Origin of the sequence: Mucilaginibacter sp. PPCGB 2223 (genome assembly GCF_001705515.1) — a bacterium.
GTDB lineage: Bacteria > Bacteroidota > Bacteroidia > Sphingobacteriales > Sphingobacteriaceae > Mucilaginibacter.
In genome coordinates this window covers 38,989-54,269 of sequence record NZ_MDJS01000003.1, presented here as the reverse complement: position 1 = coordinate 54,269, position 15,281 = coordinate 38,989, and the positions used below count along the sequence as shown (strand labels likewise).

17 protein-coding genes are annotated in these 15,281 nt (G+C 45.1%); 6 read left to right on the top strand and 11 right to left on the bottom strand.

The features are described from left to right. The first annotated feature begins 55 nt into the window (after nucleotides 1–55). The 3 genes from BEL04_RS14975 to BEL04_RS24390 all read left to right on the top strand — a co-directional run bounded on the left by BEL04_RS14975 (nucleotide 56) and on the right by BEL04_RS24390 (nucleotide 1,976). Entirely contained in the window at nucleotides 56–895 is an 840-nt protein-coding gene (locus BEL04_RS14975; RefSeq protein ID WP_139113063.1) for a ThuA domain-containing protein, read from the top strand. Then, nucleotides 892–1,716, top strand: coding sequence for an alpha/beta hydrolase family protein (locus BEL04_RS14970; protein WP_066005444.1), 825 nt, complete (start codon nucleotides 892–894; stop codon nucleotides 1,714–1,716). The genes BEL04_RS14975 and BEL04_RS14970 overlap by 4 nt, the downstream gene beginning before the upstream one ends. Nucleotides 1,717–1,817: 101 nt before the next feature. Beyond that, entirely contained in the window at nucleotides 1,818–1,976 is a 159-nt protein-coding gene (locus BEL04_RS24390) for a hypothetical protein (protein WP_175404089.1), read from the top strand. 36 nt (nucleotides 1,977–2,012) lie between these two features. On the opposite strand, the gene BEL04_RS14965 is transcribed toward BEL04_RS24390, so the two are convergent. Beyond that, nucleotides 2,013–2,723 (bottom strand): DUF4397 domain-containing protein, encoded by a 711-nt coding sequence (locus tag BEL04_RS14965; RefSeq protein WP_066005442.1) that lies wholly within the window; start codon nucleotides 2,721–2,723, stop codon nucleotides 2,013–2,015. Nucleotides 2,724–2,922: 199 nt separating this feature from the next. Here BEL04_RS14965 and BEL04_RS14960 point away from each other — a divergent pair, with 199 nt between their 5' ends. Next, complete coding sequence (locus tag BEL04_RS14960; protein ID WP_066005438.1) at nucleotides 2,923–3,516, top strand: DUF4136 domain-containing protein; 594 nt, start codon at nucleotides 2,923–2,925, stop codon at nucleotides 3,514–3,516. A gap of 1 nt (nucleotide 3,517) precedes the next feature. Here the strand turns inward: BEL04_RS14960 and BEL04_RS14955 are convergent, their stop codons facing one another. The 8 genes from BEL04_RS14955 to BEL04_RS14915 form a co-directional block, all read right to left on the bottom strand. Continuing rightward, nucleotides 3,518–4,300: a DUF6438 domain-containing protein gene (locus BEL04_RS14955; RefSeq protein ID WP_139113062.1), complete on the bottom strand. Its 783-nt coding sequence runs from the start codon at nucleotides 4,298–4,300 to the stop codon at nucleotides 3,518–3,520. A 366-nt stretch (nucleotides 4,301–4,666) separates the two neighbouring features. After that, complete coding sequence (locus BEL04_RS14950; protein WP_066005435.1) at nucleotides 4,667–5,161, bottom strand: hypothetical protein; 495 nt, start codon at nucleotides 5,159–5,161, stop codon at nucleotides 4,667–4,669. Nucleotides 5,162–5,243: 82 nt separating this feature from the next. Continuing rightward, on the bottom strand, nucleotides 5,244–6,170 hold the full coding sequence (locus BEL04_RS14945; protein WP_066005432.1) for an aspartate carbamoyltransferase catalytic subunit: 927 nt from the start codon (nucleotides 6,168–6,170) through the stop codon (nucleotides 5,244–5,246). 142 nt (nucleotides 6,171–6,312) lie between these two features. Then, nucleotides 6,313–6,858, bottom strand: coding sequence for a bifunctional pyr operon transcriptional regulator/uracil phosphoribosyltransferase PyrR (gene pyrR / locus BEL04_RS14940; RefSeq protein WP_066005430.1), 546 nt, complete (start codon nucleotides 6,856–6,858; stop codon nucleotides 6,313–6,315). After that, nucleotides 6,851–7,033: a hypothetical protein gene (locus BEL04_RS24385; protein ID WP_066005427.1), complete on the bottom strand. Its 183-nt coding sequence runs from the start codon at nucleotides 7,031–7,033 to the stop codon at nucleotides 6,851–6,853. The genes pyrR and BEL04_RS24385 overlap by 8 nt, the downstream gene beginning before the upstream one ends. A gap of 303 nt (nucleotides 7,034–7,336) precedes the next feature. Then, nucleotides 7,337–7,858: a transposase gene (locus BEL04_RS14930; RefSeq protein WP_066005418.1), complete on the bottom strand. Its 522-nt coding sequence runs from the start codon at nucleotides 7,856–7,858 to the stop codon at nucleotides 7,337–7,339. A gap of 218 nt (nucleotides 7,859–8,076) precedes the next feature. Continuing rightward, entirely contained in the window at nucleotides 8,077–10,062 is a 1,986-nt protein-coding gene (gene rpsA / locus BEL04_RS14925; protein WP_066005416.1) for a 30S ribosomal protein S1, read from the bottom strand. Between the two features lie 183 nt (nucleotides 10,063–10,245). Continuing rightward, nucleotides 10,246–10,914, bottom strand: a complete 669-nt coding sequence (locus BEL04_RS14915; protein WP_066005414.1) for a hypothetical protein — start codon at nucleotides 10,912–10,914, stop codon at nucleotides 10,246–10,248. A 193-nt stretch (nucleotides 10,915–11,107) separates the two neighbouring features. Here BEL04_RS14915 and tyrS point away from each other — a divergent pair, with 193 nt between their 5' ends. Together tyrS and BEL04_RS14905 are read left to right on the top strand one after the other, a co-directional pair. Continuing rightward, nucleotides 11,108–12,391, top strand: coding sequence for a tyrosine--tRNA ligase (tyrS, locus tag BEL04_RS14910; RefSeq protein WP_066005411.1), 1,284 nt, complete (start codon nucleotides 11,108–11,110; stop codon nucleotides 12,389–12,391). A 97-nt stretch (nucleotides 12,392–12,488) separates the two neighbouring features. Then, the gene (locus BEL04_RS14905; RefSeq protein ID WP_066005409.1) at nucleotides 12,489–13,373 is read left to right on the top strand and encodes a GLPGLI family protein; all 885 of its coding nucleotides are present in this window, start codon (nucleotides 12,489–12,491) and stop codon (nucleotides 13,371–13,373) included. A gap of 170 nt (nucleotides 13,374–13,543) precedes the next feature. Here the strand turns inward: BEL04_RS14905 and BEL04_RS14900 are convergent, their stop codons facing one another. Both BEL04_RS14900 and BEL04_RS14895 read right to left on the bottom strand, forming a co-directional pair. After that, nucleotides 13,544–14,227 carry a PH domain-containing protein gene (locus BEL04_RS14900; RefSeq protein ID WP_066005407.1) on the bottom strand — a complete coding sequence of 228 codons (684 nt, stop codon included), beginning with the start codon at nucleotides 14,225–14,227 and terminating at the stop codon, nucleotides 13,544–13,546. A 65-nt stretch (nucleotides 14,228–14,292) separates the two neighbouring features. Further along, nucleotides 14,293–15,279, bottom strand: a complete 987-nt coding sequence (locus BEL04_RS14895) for an acyl transferase (RefSeq protein WP_066005405.1) — start codon at nucleotides 15,277–15,279, stop codon at nucleotides 14,293–14,295. Nucleotides 15,280–15,281: the final 2 nt, after the last annotated feature.

Below are 15,281 nucleotides of genomic sequence, written 5' to 3'. Positions count from 1 at the left end.
TTTTGAAATCGGAAAAGAATATTTAGTTTTATACACCCTGCCAACCCAATAACCGATGATAAAAAAACTAACCGCAACCGCGTTTGCCATGCTTGCCCTGCTATTTTTAGGTGGCGGAGTAAGAGCACAAGGCAAACCTAAATTTCGTGTGATCGCGTTCTATACAGCTAAAAGCGACCAGGCGCACATCAGCTTTGTGCACGAGGCCAATAAATGGTTCCCCGAGATGGCGAAGAAGTACAATTTTACCTACGATTCGACCAACGTGTGGAGCAATCTGAACGCCGAATACCTGTCGCATTACCAGGTCGTGTTGTTTTTAGATACCCGCCCCGAGGCACCCGAGCAACGCGAAGCTTTTAAAAAATATATGGAGAACGGCGGCGGATGGATAGGCTTCCACTTTTCGGCTTTTGCATTAACACCGTCGGGCTACGAGCAGAACTGGGACTGGTACCACAACGAGTTCTTAGGTTCGGGCCAGTACGGGAGCAATACCTGGCGGCCGACCCCGGCTATATTGAAAGTTGAGAATGCCTCAGTACCTTATGTAAAAGGCTTGCCTGAAACATTCAAATCGGCGCCCAATGAATGGTACCGGTGGGAAAAAGACCTGCGTAATAATCCTAACATCAAAATACTGCTCTCAATCGATCCTGCAAGTTTCCCTTTAGGTACAGGGCCAAAACAAAGCGAGATATGGCACAGCGGGTATTACCCCGTTGCCTGGACGAATACAAATTACAAGATGCTGTATATGAACATGGGGCATAATGATATCGATTACGAGCATCATACCAATAAAGATCTTTCGCACACGCTTGAGAACGAATACGAGGACAAACTGATCATCAATACGCTCCTGTACATGGGGACGCATAAAAACCGTAAATGAAACATCTGAGAACTATCGTACTGTTTTTTCTGGTCGCGTTTGTACGCGATGTAACTTTTGCTGCTACTGTTGACACGGTATCTACCTACAGCGCTGCCATGAACAAGCAGATCAAAGCGGTAGTGATCCGCCCCGATGCCTACAACAAGCTGAAAAGTATGCCCGTAGTTTACTTGCTGCACGGCGCCGGTGGCAGTTACAATAACTGGGTAAATAACGTGCCCGAGATCAAGGATCTGGCCGACCAGTACCAGATGATGATCGTATGCGCCGATGGCAACGTAACCAGTTGGTATTTCGACAGCCCGGTGGACAAGAACTGGCGTTACGAAACCTATGTGGCTACCGAATTGGTAAACTGGATCGATTCGCATTATAAAACTATTAAAGACCGTTCGGGCCGCGGGATAACCGGTTTGAGCATGGGCGGCCATGGCGCTTTGTACCTGGCATTTAAGCACCAGGATGTATTTGGCGCAGCAGGCAGTACCAGCGGCGGTGTAGATTTCAGACCGTTCCCGAAGAACTGGAAGATAGCCGAAAAATTAGGCGCTTACGAGGATAATAAAGAAGTATGGGATAAAAATACGGTTACCAACATGATCGGCCTGCTTACGCCCGGTAAACTGGCCCTGATCATCGATTGCGGCAGCGACGACTTTTTTTACAAGGTGAACTGTGAGTTTCACGATAAGTTGCTGGCTCAAAAAATACCCCACGATTTCATCATCAGGCCCGGGGCGCACAACTGGCCTTACTGGTCAAATTCCATTAAGTACCAGTTGTTGTTTATGCACACCTGTTTCAACAAGAAAAGTTAAGCAAAAGTTAAACGTGGTTTAAGTTTAGATAAGGGTAAAACTATTATTGCCCTCGATGGTTGTTTTGTTGGATTTGATCTCAACGACAGATCCGCAAACCAATGAGCCTGAATACGCCCGAAACGATTATCGTCATTATTATTGCTGTGGCCATCATCTTTTTTTTGATATGGCGCAACATGAAGGACGAAAAGGATATTGATCCGGAGTTGACCGACGAATTGGAGAAGACCAAAAAAAGGCAGGACAACATCAAATAACGAGTCGCCCTGCCATCGGGTCAGTCAATCACAATATCAATTATTCACATTCACTTTTCCACTTATTGCGTAATCGCCCGACCCGTCAACTAGTCCTTTAACCCAAACGGTATAAATGCGGCCCGCGCTGATGGTTTCGGCTGGGAGTGTGGTTATCGCCCCTGTCTGATCGGCTTTTAGCTGGAAAGTATAGGTCCCCGGGTCGATATTAGTAAACGCAGAGGCTGTTTGATAAGCCTGGTTTGTAAATAAGGTAGCGCCGTTTTGTATAGAAAGATCAAACGGGCCGCCATCAGGGCTTAACTGGATAAACCTGACTTTAGCCTTGCCCAAAAGCGGTGCCGAAAGATCGTCCTGCGTAAAGAAAAAGGTAGGCGTGCCGGTAGCGCCCGTAATAAATAACGAATAGTACCCGTTTACAGCCAGGTTAAGCGTATCGGTAGTTATCACATTAGTAGTACCCCCTGATGTTAACGAGAACAACCGTTTGCCCGAATAGGCGTTGATATAACCGCTGCGCTGCCCAAACAATAGCGGGCTGCCGTTTACAAAGTTATTGCCTAAAGCAAAGTTGTAACTGGCAGAAGTAGGAGATGCATTCACCACGTTCAATTGGGCTACCGGACCCGGGTCGTAATAATACCCGTCGTGGTATTTGGTGCACGATGTAAACCCTATAGCCGCTACGACAAAAAGCATCAGCAGTTTCACTAAGCCAGAGCGTTTCGTTTTCGAATAGATATTCATAATAGATGTATGATTAAATAAACTGATAGTTAAACGAAATTTTATTTGAGTTTATTATTTTATCTATTGACTAATGTTTCGGATAGAAGGTTTAAATTAAAATTCCAACAAATCGGAAACCGGATTTGACCATAGTTTTAAAAAACCAGATTGTATTTTAACTGTTAGATAAATTATAAACTATTAAGAGAGTTAAGCCATGAAAAAGATTATAATCCTGGGCCTGGCTGTTGTTGGGATGTTGCTCTGGCAGGCCTGTTCAAACTATACTTATTATTCGATTGGAGGCAAGAATGCTAATTTGAGTAAATATCACTTTTTTGCCTGGTTACCGCCGGTAGATACCACAACCAATGCCGGTTATAACGACCTGGCCGACCAAAGCATCCGCGATGAGGCAACGGCCCAGCTACAAAAGAAAGGTTTGGTGCTCAATTCGCGCCGGCCTGATCTGCTGGTGCGCTATGCCATTATGTTTAAAGATCGTGTGCGTTATTACGATGATCCGCAGTATACGTATGTAGGCGGCGGTTTTTATCCGCGTGTCTCGCGCTGGGGTAACATTTATTATCGCTACGCCGGCCCCTACCCGGTATACGTAGGCAGCGAGATTGAACGCGTGCCCTACAAACAAGGCACCGTGATGATTGACCTGATTGACCGTAACACCCGCCACGTGGTTTGGCGTGGTTATGCCGTAGGCGAAATGGATAGCCAGAAGCAATCGTTAAGGGACCTGCCCGAAGTTGTGGACGGGATCATCAATAAATTGCCGTTATCGGCGATGCAGTAATTTATTGATAGGATTTCGGATTCCAGGTCTCAAACTCTATGAACTTTTTATTGACATCGATAAAGTTAAACCCTATATCATAAGTGGTTGAACCGCCTTGTTTCCAAAATACTTTATAAAATCGTCCATCGGTTTCCATTTTTGATGCCCGGTATGCGTAATAAGGTACTGATCTTATGTCAAATCTTTTGACAAATGATTGTTTAGTTTGTTTAGCGTTCCAAATTAAGCTTAACAGATAGAATTCATTCGCCATTCCCATATTTCCGTATTGGTTGCCATGCTGAAAACCGAAACTTGCAAAAATCGGTTTTTCAGCGTTTTTTTCAATAAGATCCAACTTAATATCCTGGTATAGATACTCTAAAGGCTTATAGGCCCAAATCAGATCAAACGGTGCCGAGCCATCGTGGTCATTTATTGTTTTTATGATCTTACCATCCTTGATAAAGGTGATACTTGAGTTAGGCGTATCGGCACTGTTGTCGTGGTACTCATTTTTTAGATTTAAAACATCAGCCATTGAAAACGCCCTTTGAATTTCGCTGAATTGATCTATGCTTATTTTTGATTTATAGATCCCCATAGATTTGCTTGAGTACTTATGATAAATTACAGTTCCATCCTTGCGTATCAGTATGTTGCGCCCCGGGCTCCATCCGCCATTATCCGAAATAATTACCTCGTCAAATTCGAATTGATGATCGGGTTTTGAGTGCCGTTTTACATATTTAGATGATATATATTCCGTATCGTTTGGCCACGGGGCTTTTTTAATATACATTGTATCATGATCGATATTGAGGATCCTGAAACCTTGCCAGCTGTTATTCGCCGGATTGAATATTGAAACACTGTCGCCGTCGAGTTTGTATTTGGTTCTTGTTCCCAGGTACTGCTTCTCTTTTTGAAAATTTACATAGCCAGACCTGTTTTCACATACATTATCCTGAAGAAAGGCATACCCGCCTGAATTGTACAGGTAAGGTCTGATGTTCGAGTCTTGAAGAACTCTCACACGGCCGCTATCTTTTATGTTCAACGAAACCAGCTTCCAATCACCCAATATCTTTTGTTGGTATTCGTTGCGTTTGCATGAAGCCAGCACAAACAGTATTGATACGACAAGTAAAGTTCGGAGTTTCATAACTTATATAGACGGGTAGTTACCGGTTAATTTGGTAAAACGTCTTTCTCTATAGGGCCATCTTAACCAGTAGTATATAGCCGCAATCATAAAACCCAGCACGAAACTTTTCCAGATCAGTTCCATCATGCCGCTAAGGTCTTTGGTTATATCACCCAACAAACCCGATTTAAAAAATGCCGCCCCAATAAAGATGGATAAAATGGAGCCGATGATAATGCCTCCATCAAAAAAGCAATACCTGGTTAAACCAGCTTGCCTGGTATCGGTCCAGTTTTCAATAAATTTCTTATCAGTATATTCTTGGGCGGTTAGCCCTTGCTTGTCTAAAAAGTTCCGGTAAGATTTGTGCTGCTGGTACTCTGCTACAGTGTAAAAAATAAATACAGCGAGTGCAAATAGATCTAAACTGGCAAAATTTGAGCTGATAAACAGCAATATCACCAGACCCAATAAACGCGCGGGCCTGTGTTTAAAGTATAGTACAAATTTGTTCATTTAGAGAATGATAAGATACCTCAATATAAACACGATATCTGAAATAAACAAGCTGGCTGCCGGGCAGGAAAGATAGCTACGCTTACTGCGTTTGCCCGGCCAGCAGGTAAAGCACTGCCATGCGCACGGCCACGCCGTTTTCCACCTGGTCGAGGATGATGGATTGCTTACTGTCGGCCACATCGCTGGTGATCTCCACGCCGCGGTTGATAGGGCCGGGGTGCATTACGGTGATCTCCTTGTCGAGCGAATCCAATATTTGTTTATTGAGGCCATAAAGCATCGTATACTCGCGCAGCGAAGGGAAGTATTTGATATCCTGGCGCTCCAGTTGTATGCGCAGCATATTGGCTACATCGCACCAGTTAAGGGCTTTGATGAGGTTATGCTCAACCTTAACGCCTAACGAACCGATATATTTGGGAATAAGCGTCGTCGGCCCGCAAACCATTACTTCGGCTCCTAATTGTTTCAGGCAAAGGATGTTGGATAGCGCTACCCGCGAGTGCAGGATATCGCCCACGATAACGATCTTCTTACCGGCTACCTCACCATATTTTTCGCGGATGGAAAAAGCATCGAGCAGGGCCTGGGTAGGGTGCTCGTGTGCGCCATCGCCGGCGTTGACGATCTGTGCTTTGACATGCTTTGACAAAAACACGCCTGCGCCCGCATAAGGATGACGCATCACCACCATATCCACTTTCATGGCCAGGATATTGTTCACGGTGTCGATCAGCGTTTCGCCTTTGCTTACCGATGATGATGAGGCTGCGAAGTTGACGATATCTGCCGAAAGGCGCTTCTCTGCCAGCTCGAACGAGAGGCGCGTGCGCGTCGAGTTTTCGAAAAAGATATTGGCTATGGTCACATCCCGCAGCGAAGGCACTTTTTTGATCGGGCGGTTCAGCACATCCTTAAAAGTATCGGCCGTTTCAAATATCAGCTCGATATCTTTTTTGTTCAGATCTTTTATTCCTAAGAGATGGCGTGTACTTAACGTATCCATAATTTATATTTCGAAACTTATCTCAGCGCGTCATTGCGGGGTACGAAGCAATCTCTATGCTATACAGGTCCGATTTGCTATATCGATCGTCCTAAATAGAGATTGCTTCGCTACCGCTCGCAATGACGCTTGGTTATATTATTTACTTCCCGTCAGATAGCAAAACCACCTTATCCTCCCCATCCGTTTCTTTCCAGCTAACCACTACCTTTTGCGATGCTATGGAATCCACTGCTATGCCGATATAATCAGCCGCTACGGGCAGATGGCGAGAGTAACGCCTGTCGACCAACACCAGCAGCTCAACCTTTTCGGGCCGGCCGAACGCCAGCATGGCATCCATGGCCGAACGGATGGTACGACCTGTCCACAATACATCGTCCATCAGGATCACCTTTTTACCTTCAATGATAAAGTCGATATGAGTTGAATTAGGCACCAATGGTGATTCGCGCCGGCGGAAATCGTCACGGTAAAAGGTAATATCCAGGTCGCCCTGTAAAATTGTTTTACCCGGAAGAATCTTGCGCAATTCTTCGGCTATGCGTTTAGCCAGGAAAATTCCCCGCGGTTGTATACCGATGATGACCGAATTTGAAAAATCGTTATGGTTTTCTATCAATTGCCGACACAAGCGTTGGATGGTGATCTGGAATTTCTGACCGTCGAGCAATGTTGGATTAAGCATCGTTTGGGTAGGTTTGGGCAAAAGTAGATAATTTAGTTGAAGGTTGGAAAGTTTTAAGGTTGAAAAGTTTTAAGGACTGATAATTGATCGATAATGCTTCTCTTGGCTTTATGCTTTCGGCTTTGAGCAAACGGAACACATAGGTATTCTTCGGTATTTTTGACAAGTTTTTCATAAAAACCTCCTGAATTTACTCCGAAGGCGCTTTTGGCTAATTTCGTACCCATAAACACATCGGTATCACATGGGTATTCATGGGTATGCCATGTGTGGCCAAATTGGTAATCATTAACACCTGAGCCTCGCGCTTTAGTAACTTACAAAATACGCAAAATTTGCAGGTTTTGCAAATGTTTAGCCACAAAAAAGCCCGTCGGAAACAACGGGGCTTTAGGGAAATTGAAATTGTCGCCAATGTCGGTGTCCTAACCGACATTAATATGAAACGCTGATATTTGAACCATCATCAAAGTCATTATCAAAGAGTATCCCTGTAATGACTTAGCCAATTAAAGTGTATATCTTCTTTTTCGTAAAATGAGCAGGATGAATAACGATAATCGTTTGGATCGGTCGCCAATTGCCAATGTTCTTGTAATGGATTTAGATGGATGTAATCCAGTTTTTGTTCGAAGATCTTTCTATCGTACATTGCTACCGGCAAGGCATTTCTTTGCCAAAATTGATGTACTCGGGTATTGCGGTCAACCTTGAAATTATTTAGAAGTTCCGGATCATTTTTTCTTAATTGTTGAAGAAATTGATGAGCAGTATATTTCATCAAACTTACATAAGGCATTTCTTTACCATTCATATCTGTATTCTCGAATAGCAAATGAATATGATTAGGCATGATGACGAACCCGTAAACCTTTATTTTGCTATGACGAATAAGATAAATTATACTTTCAATGATGATCTGTTTATATTTTTCAGTTTCTAATAGTTTTTGCCAGTGCAGTATCGTTGCTGTGTAGAAATATATAACGCCTAATTCCATAGTGTTCAAGATAGTAAATATCGTTGGGTATTATCTTGAAATCGTCGGTGGGGACACCGACGATGGATATGAGTTTTGAGATTCCATACTACAACACCTTCACTTACGTCTCCCTATGTCGGTGTTCCCACCGACATTAATCCCGTACAGCTTCTTGACCCACAAAAAAGCCCCATCGTTACCGACGGGGCTTTAGGGAGATTTAAATTATTTAAAGCTTATTCTGCTTCTTCTGCTTCCTCAGCTTTTTTCGGAGCGGCCGGTGCTTTACGAGCTTTGCTCTCTGCGCCTTCCATTTGCTCTTTCAATTGTGCTAAAACGCTCAGATCGCCCAAAGTTGATTTCTCAACCGAATCTTTCACTTTTTTCACAGCGTTAGAGGCAACTTTTGCTTCTTTTTTGCGGCTTTCAAACTCTTGTACCCTTGCTTCGGCACGGGCTTCTTCCCAGATGCGGGCGTGAGAGATCACAATACGTTTGTTTTCCTTGTTAAATTCAATGATCTTGAATTCGCCGGTATCATCAGCTTTTAAGCTCTTGCCGTCTTCTTTAACCATGTGTTTGGTTGGCACAAAGCCTTCAACACCGTAAGGTAAAGCAACAATGGCGCCTTTATCAGTAACTTTCAATACGGTACCTTCGTGTATCGAGTCGATAGTGAAGATAGTTTCGAAAGTATCCCAGGGGTTTTCTTCCAGTTGTTTGTGGCCTAAGCTTAATTTGCGATTATCAACGTCGAGTTCTAAAACAACCACGTCTAATTTCTCACCAACTTTAGTGAATTCGTTAGGGTGATTTACTTTTTTGCTCCATGACAGGTCGCTGATGTGGATCAAACCATCGATGCCGTCTTCCAGTTCAACAAACACGCCAAAGTTGGTCATGTTTTTAACTGTAGCAACGTGTTTAGTACCGATTGCATATTTCTCGGCGGCATGTTGCCATGGGTCAGGCGTTAATTGTTTAATACCTAAGCTCATCTTGCGGTCGTCGCGGTCAAGTGTCAATACCTGTGCTTCAACTTCGTCGCCAACTTTCAGGAACTCCTGAGGGCTGCGCAGGTTTTGCGACCACGACATTTCTGATACGTGGATCAGGCCTTCAACACCCGGGATGATCTCTAAGAAAGCACCGTAATCAGCAACAGTTACGATACGGCCTTTTACTTTCGAACCAACCTGGATGTTTTCGTCAAGCGACTGCCAAGGATGAGGTGTTAATTGTTTTAAGCCCAGGGCGATACGTTTTTTCTCGTCGTCGAAATCCAGAACAACAACGTTGATCTTCTGATCCAGCGCCAATACTTCTTTCGGATGCTCTATGCGGCCCCAGCTAATGTCGGTAATGTGCAGTAAGCCGTCAACGCCACCCAAATCGATGAATACACCAAAGTCGGTAATGTTTTTAACGGTACCTTCCAACACCTGGCCTTTTTCAAGTTTGGCAACGATTTCGGTTTTTTGGTTTTCCAGATCGTCTTCGATCAGCACTTTGTGCGATACCACTACGTTTTTAAACTCGTGGTTGATCTTAACAACTTTAAACTCCATTGTTTTACCTACGTACACATCGTAATCGCGGATAGGTTTGATATCGATCTGCGAACCAGGTAAAAAGGCTTCTACGCCCATTATATCTACAATTAAACCACCTTTTGTACGGCTCTTTACAAAACCGGTGATGATCTCATCGTTATCTAAAGCACTGTTAATACGCTCCCATGATTTTTGGGTTTTAGCGCGTTTGCGCGAAAGTACCAACTGGCCGTTAGCATCTTCCTGCGATTCAACAAACACGTCAACGCTGTCGCCAACCTTCAGGTCAGGCGTGTCGCGGAACTCAGAAAGCGATACCAGACCATCAGATTTAAAGCCGATGTTCAATACCACGTCTTTGTTGTTGATGTTAACTACAACACCGCTGATGATCTCGCCTTTGTTGATAGAACTGAACGTACCATCGTACATTTTTTCTAACTGTTCACGGTCAGAGTCACTGTAGTTACCAAATTTTTTGTCATCAGCATCCCAATCGAAATCGCCAGGGGTAACTGCCGAGGTAACGGTTGATTTTTTGATGTCTTCGATCGACAATGAATCAGCTTCTGATTCAATGCTTTCTTTTTCTTTAGGGATCGCGGTTATCGCGCCCAATTCGGCCTCTTTAGCCTTTAGTTCTTTTTCTGCTTCTTGTTTTTTTGCCATTAAATAATTTGTCTCCTTTTCCCAATCCAATTGGGACTGCAAAGGTACGGATATATTTTTGGTACTTAAAAATATTTTTAAATGTTATTTGTTGATTTTTAAGCGGTTTTGTTAAAAAAACAGCAAAACCAAGCCGCAGAAAGCGCTGCCAGGTAAACATGCAAGACAAAACCATCAGCAAAATCAGAGCAGATAACTCTCAATTTCATCAAATATTCCCATAAAATAAGGCAGGAGCATGGCGCGATAATCTAAAACAGCTTCAGTCAGCATAGCTTCCTGTTCGGGGGTAAACGGGTCCTTCCATACCCGCATGCAAATCCGCTTCAGAGCATAGGCCACCTGGGCTGCTTCGGCGTAAGTATTTAAATAACGGTGGCGTTTAAAATCGGCCCAGAATTTGAAAAAAACATCAGGGTTATGCAATTTGCTCACCGCCCAAAAACTGTGCAGGTGCTCCTGCTTGGTGTTTTCGAGGTGGGCATAAAAAGCGTCGACATTTATTTTTTGTGTTGTGATGAGCAGGTTATCCAGTATCAGCTCCAACGCGATATGCCCCAAAAAGAAAGGCTTTACAGGTGAGCCTTCGGTAGCAGGTTTTAAGGTATCTTTTAACTGATGCGAATGATGGATAAAAAAATCCGATGAGTGGAAATGCCTGTCGACCTCTAAATGCCGCTTCCAGCCATCCAATAACGAGTTAACGTACGGATGCTCGTGCCGCTCTATTTTTTCGGGATGAATATTGGCGGTTTTGTCGGCATTTTTGAGCAGATCGGGCAGTACGGTGCCGGTAACATGGTACGAATCGGTATTGTGCCTGTCGAAATAAAAATGCGATAAAAAATTCATAGGCAGTGTTCCTCAGTACTTTTGAGTTAGGGGTAAGATACGGAGATTTTATGAATTACTGATGAAGAAACAGGAAATCGCTCTGAAGGAGGCCCCGGGGGAGCAGCATTTTTACCACATGCATAACGAAGAAATGTTCGCGACCGGGTTTTTGTTTGATTCTTCTATATTTGCAGCCTGATATTTTTAAGATATGAATTTTGTTGAAGAACTACGCTGGCGGGGTATGCTGCACGATATTATGCCCGGAACCGAGGACCTGCTGAACAAAGGCATGGTGTCTGGCTATATCGGTTTCGACCCTACAGCCGATTCGCTGCACGTAGGCAGCCTGGCGCAGATCATGACACTGATCCACTTTCAGCGCGCGGGCCATAAACCTTTTGCCCTGGTTGGCGGCGCTACCGGTATGGTAGGCGACCCATCAGGTAAATCGGCCGAGCGTAATTTACTGTCCGAAGATGTTTTACAGCATAATCTTAACGGGATAAAAAGCCAGTTGGAAAAATTCCTGGATTTTGACTGCGGCGGCAACAGTGCGCAGATGGTGAACAATTACGATTGGTTTAAGGATTTCTCGTTCCTCGATTTTATCCGCGACGTAGGCAAGCACATTACTGTGAACTATATGATGGCCAAAGATTCGGTAAAGAACCGCATCAGCGGCGATACCGGTATGAGCTTTACCGAATTCAGCTACCAATTGGTGCAGGGTTACGATTTTTACTACCTGTGGAAACACCATAACTGCGCCCTGCAAATGGGCGGCTCCGACCAATGGGGTAATATCGTTACCGGCACCGAGCTCATCCGCCGTAAGGATGCTGGTGAAGCTTACGCTTTGACCACCCAGCTGATCAAAAAGGCAGATGGCAGCAAATTTGGCAAAACCGAAGGTGGCAATATCTGGCTGGATGCCGAAAAAACATCGCCATACCAGTTTTACCAGTTCTGGCTCAATGCCAGCGATGAGGACGCCAAAAGCTATATCCGCATATTTACCCTGTTCGATAAAGAAGTAATAGCGCAACTGGAAGCTGAACATTTCACCGCGCCACATCTGCGTGTATTGCAAAAAGCTTTGGCTAAAGATATCACCATCCGTGTGCATGGTGAAGCTGCTTATGAAAAGGCGATCAAATCGACCGAGTTTTTATTCGGAAATACCGGCATCGAATTTTTGAGCGAACTAAGCGATAAGGAAGTGATCGGGCTGTTCGAAGGCGTACCTAATTATAATATCAGCTTAGCTGAATTGAAAGAAGGCCTGAACATTGTTGATCTGCTTGCTGCGAAAGCCGCTGTGTTCCCGTCGAAAGGAGAGGCTAAAAAGATGATCCAGGGCGGTGGCGTGTCTGTCAACAGAGCTAAGATTAACTCTCCTGACGATACATTCAATGATAACCAACTGATCAACGGCAAATTCCTGATAGCCCAAAAGGGCAGGAGGAACTACTTCCTGATCATCGCGGAGTAACCTGAAGTCAGTCTCAAATAAATTACAATAAATATTGCGAACGCTCAAAACTAAATGTTTAGTTTTGAGCGTTGCTTTTTAAACCCAATTGTGAATAATGAGGCTGAAAAAATCACTGCTGCTATCTGTTGCGCTTATAATCAGCGCTTTTGTAAATGCCCAAACACCCGATAAAGGTATCTGGCTGGTGCATTACAATTTTACCCACAAAGCCGACACTACAAATGGAGCGAAGCTTTACACCGAAAAATTTGTGTTACTGTTAGGCAAAAACGCCAGTGTTTACCGCAGTCTCGATAAGCAACTGAATGAACAGGCCGTGGCTAACGAGGTCGCAAGCCAGGTAAAGGCATCAGCTAACCCGCATGCTGTCGATCTTACGTTGCACGGCACGCCAGCAACCACTACCGACGAATACTACCAATATCTGGCCGATAAAAAACTCTACACCGAAAAAAAGATCATCAACTACTACGTTACCGAAGAACCGATGCCGGCAATCAACTGGAAAATTACCGGCGATACCATGAGTTTTGCCGGCCAGCGTTGCCAAAAGGCTACGGCGCATTTCAAAGGGCGCGATTACATTGCCTGGTTTAGCCCTGAGTTGCCATTCCGTAACGGTCCATGGAAACTGAACGGTTTGCCCGGCTTGATCGTCGAAGCTTATGATGCCCGAAAAGAGGTCGTGTTTTCCTTTGCGGGATTTGAGGACCGCAGCCAGTCGGCAGATATGGTGAGTATCGACCCGACAGATATCAAAGCCGGCGTCGACGAACTGGAGCGGCTCCATCAGGCTCAGCTGGCCGACCCGCGAGGTTTTGCCAGGGCCATGCGGGGCAGCGGAGCCAGGCAAAAGCGCAGTACAGACTCACCGCTGAACAGTATCTCGCCGGCCGATATCAAATCCATTAATATTGTGGCTGCACCCGAATCTAAAATAGTAATCAATAACCCGATCGAGTTGCCGGAGAAGAAGTAGTGATAGAATCAAGAGCCAAGAATCAGGAATCAAGACACGCAACGAAATAAAATTGTCCTTTCGACCAGCGGGAGAAATCTTCTGCTATCGGCTCATCGTTTTGCAAGTCGCTTACTGAAGATTTCTCTTTCGCTCAATCGAAATGAATTTGTATTACCGGGCAGACCTGCTTAAAAATCCTCCAGCAAGTCCATCTTCTTGCGGTTGTACTCCTCCTGCGATATCAACCCATGATCGAACAGTTTTTTTAGCTTTTGCAGCTTCTCGGTCAGTTCGTCCGGTTTCGGTGCCTCAACTACGGGCGGTTTAACAGGCTCTGGTTCAGGTTCGGGGATATGTACCGGCGGCGGAGTTACGGCAACAGGAGGTGGTGTCGGCGCTGCTGTATGTGCAAAAGCAGCCGGGTTTTCAAATTGCACAGCTCCCGATTCGGCGCGTTTTTCTTCCAGCTCGCGCAGGCGGCGGGCTTCGCGCTCTTCCTCCTTACGGGCCTGGGCTATCTGGTACAGTTTACGGGCCTGAACCTTTGGCAGATAATCCACGCCCATTTCGGCGCCGTTGGTGGTTTTGCAGCTGAATACTGCGCCTAAAATCTCTTCCTTGATCTGTACATCCACAATATCTTTCCAAACAAAATCGACAAACTTCATCGACAGGCCCAGGTTTGCCGGGGTAAAGAACAGTAAGCGCTTGTTGGTAAGCGCCACGCAATCGGGCAGCACGTTAACAATCGGCTTTTTTTGTACAGCTATATATAATATTTCTTCGCCTGCGGTTAACAGGTCGACCAGGCGCGAATAAACTTTCTCTATCGCTTTAGGGTCTTGCTGGTCGTTCAAAAATTTCTCGATCATTGTTGTTTTAAAATTTGTATCAGTATCGCAAAAATAATAATATTATGTTACTTACCGCTTCTAAATTAACCAATTAACAGGTTGCAGCCGCGTATGTCCGAGTGGTCGAACCGGCCCAGCACCTCAAACCTGCCGTTGGGCTGTACCTTGCCCAGGTCCTGCGTGGCGATGAATGAGCAGGAGTTGATATTGGCCAGGTCGATAATATTGATGCCGCCCGTGCGGCCAAAGCCCAGCTTATCCAGCGGATCGTTGGTGTCGCGGGTAACGATCTTCATCCAGGGCGGGCATTCAAAAATCCCGTCGCCCTTGGAGTACGCCTGCGAGAGCAACTCGGTCATGCCATATTCCGAGTGGATATGCTTTACGCCGAAGCCTTTGCAAAGCGTGTCGTGCAGTTCTTCGCGGATCATTTCCTTACGGCGCCCTTTCATCCCGCCGGTTTCCATCACGATCAGCTCGGGGAAATCGATCTGGTATTTCTCTGTAAAATCGAGCAAAGCAAAAGTAACGCCGATCAGTAAAGTGGGTTTTTTAAGCTGTTGCTGACGGAGAATTTGCTGATACAGCTCTTCGTGGTTGTACAGGTAAAAGCCGCTGTCCGGGTTTTGCGATTGTTTGATCAGGTCGTCAGCCATATAAATGAGCGACGAACCTTCGCGCTCCAAATAGGACGGGAGCAAGGCTAAAATGGTATAACCTTCGATATTGCCGTAAAATAAGCCGAACGCCTTACGAAAGCTCTCGGTATACCACCCAATATCGGCAACCAAATGCCTGCTCGTGATCATCCCCGTTGTTCCGCTGCTGGTAAATATCACTTCGGCCGGTTTATCCGAACTTAGCACCTCATGGCTTTTAAAGAACTCGATCGGTAAAAAAGGTATCTGTGCGATGCCGGTGATGGCTTCGATGTCCGTTCCCAATCCTTCTAAAAACTGCGCATAAACAGCATTGTGCTTTGCCTGGTGGCCAAATACCTGCAAAGCAACCGTGTCGAATTGCGCTTCACTTTCAATACCAAATACCTGTTGTTTACCGGGGATATTCATCG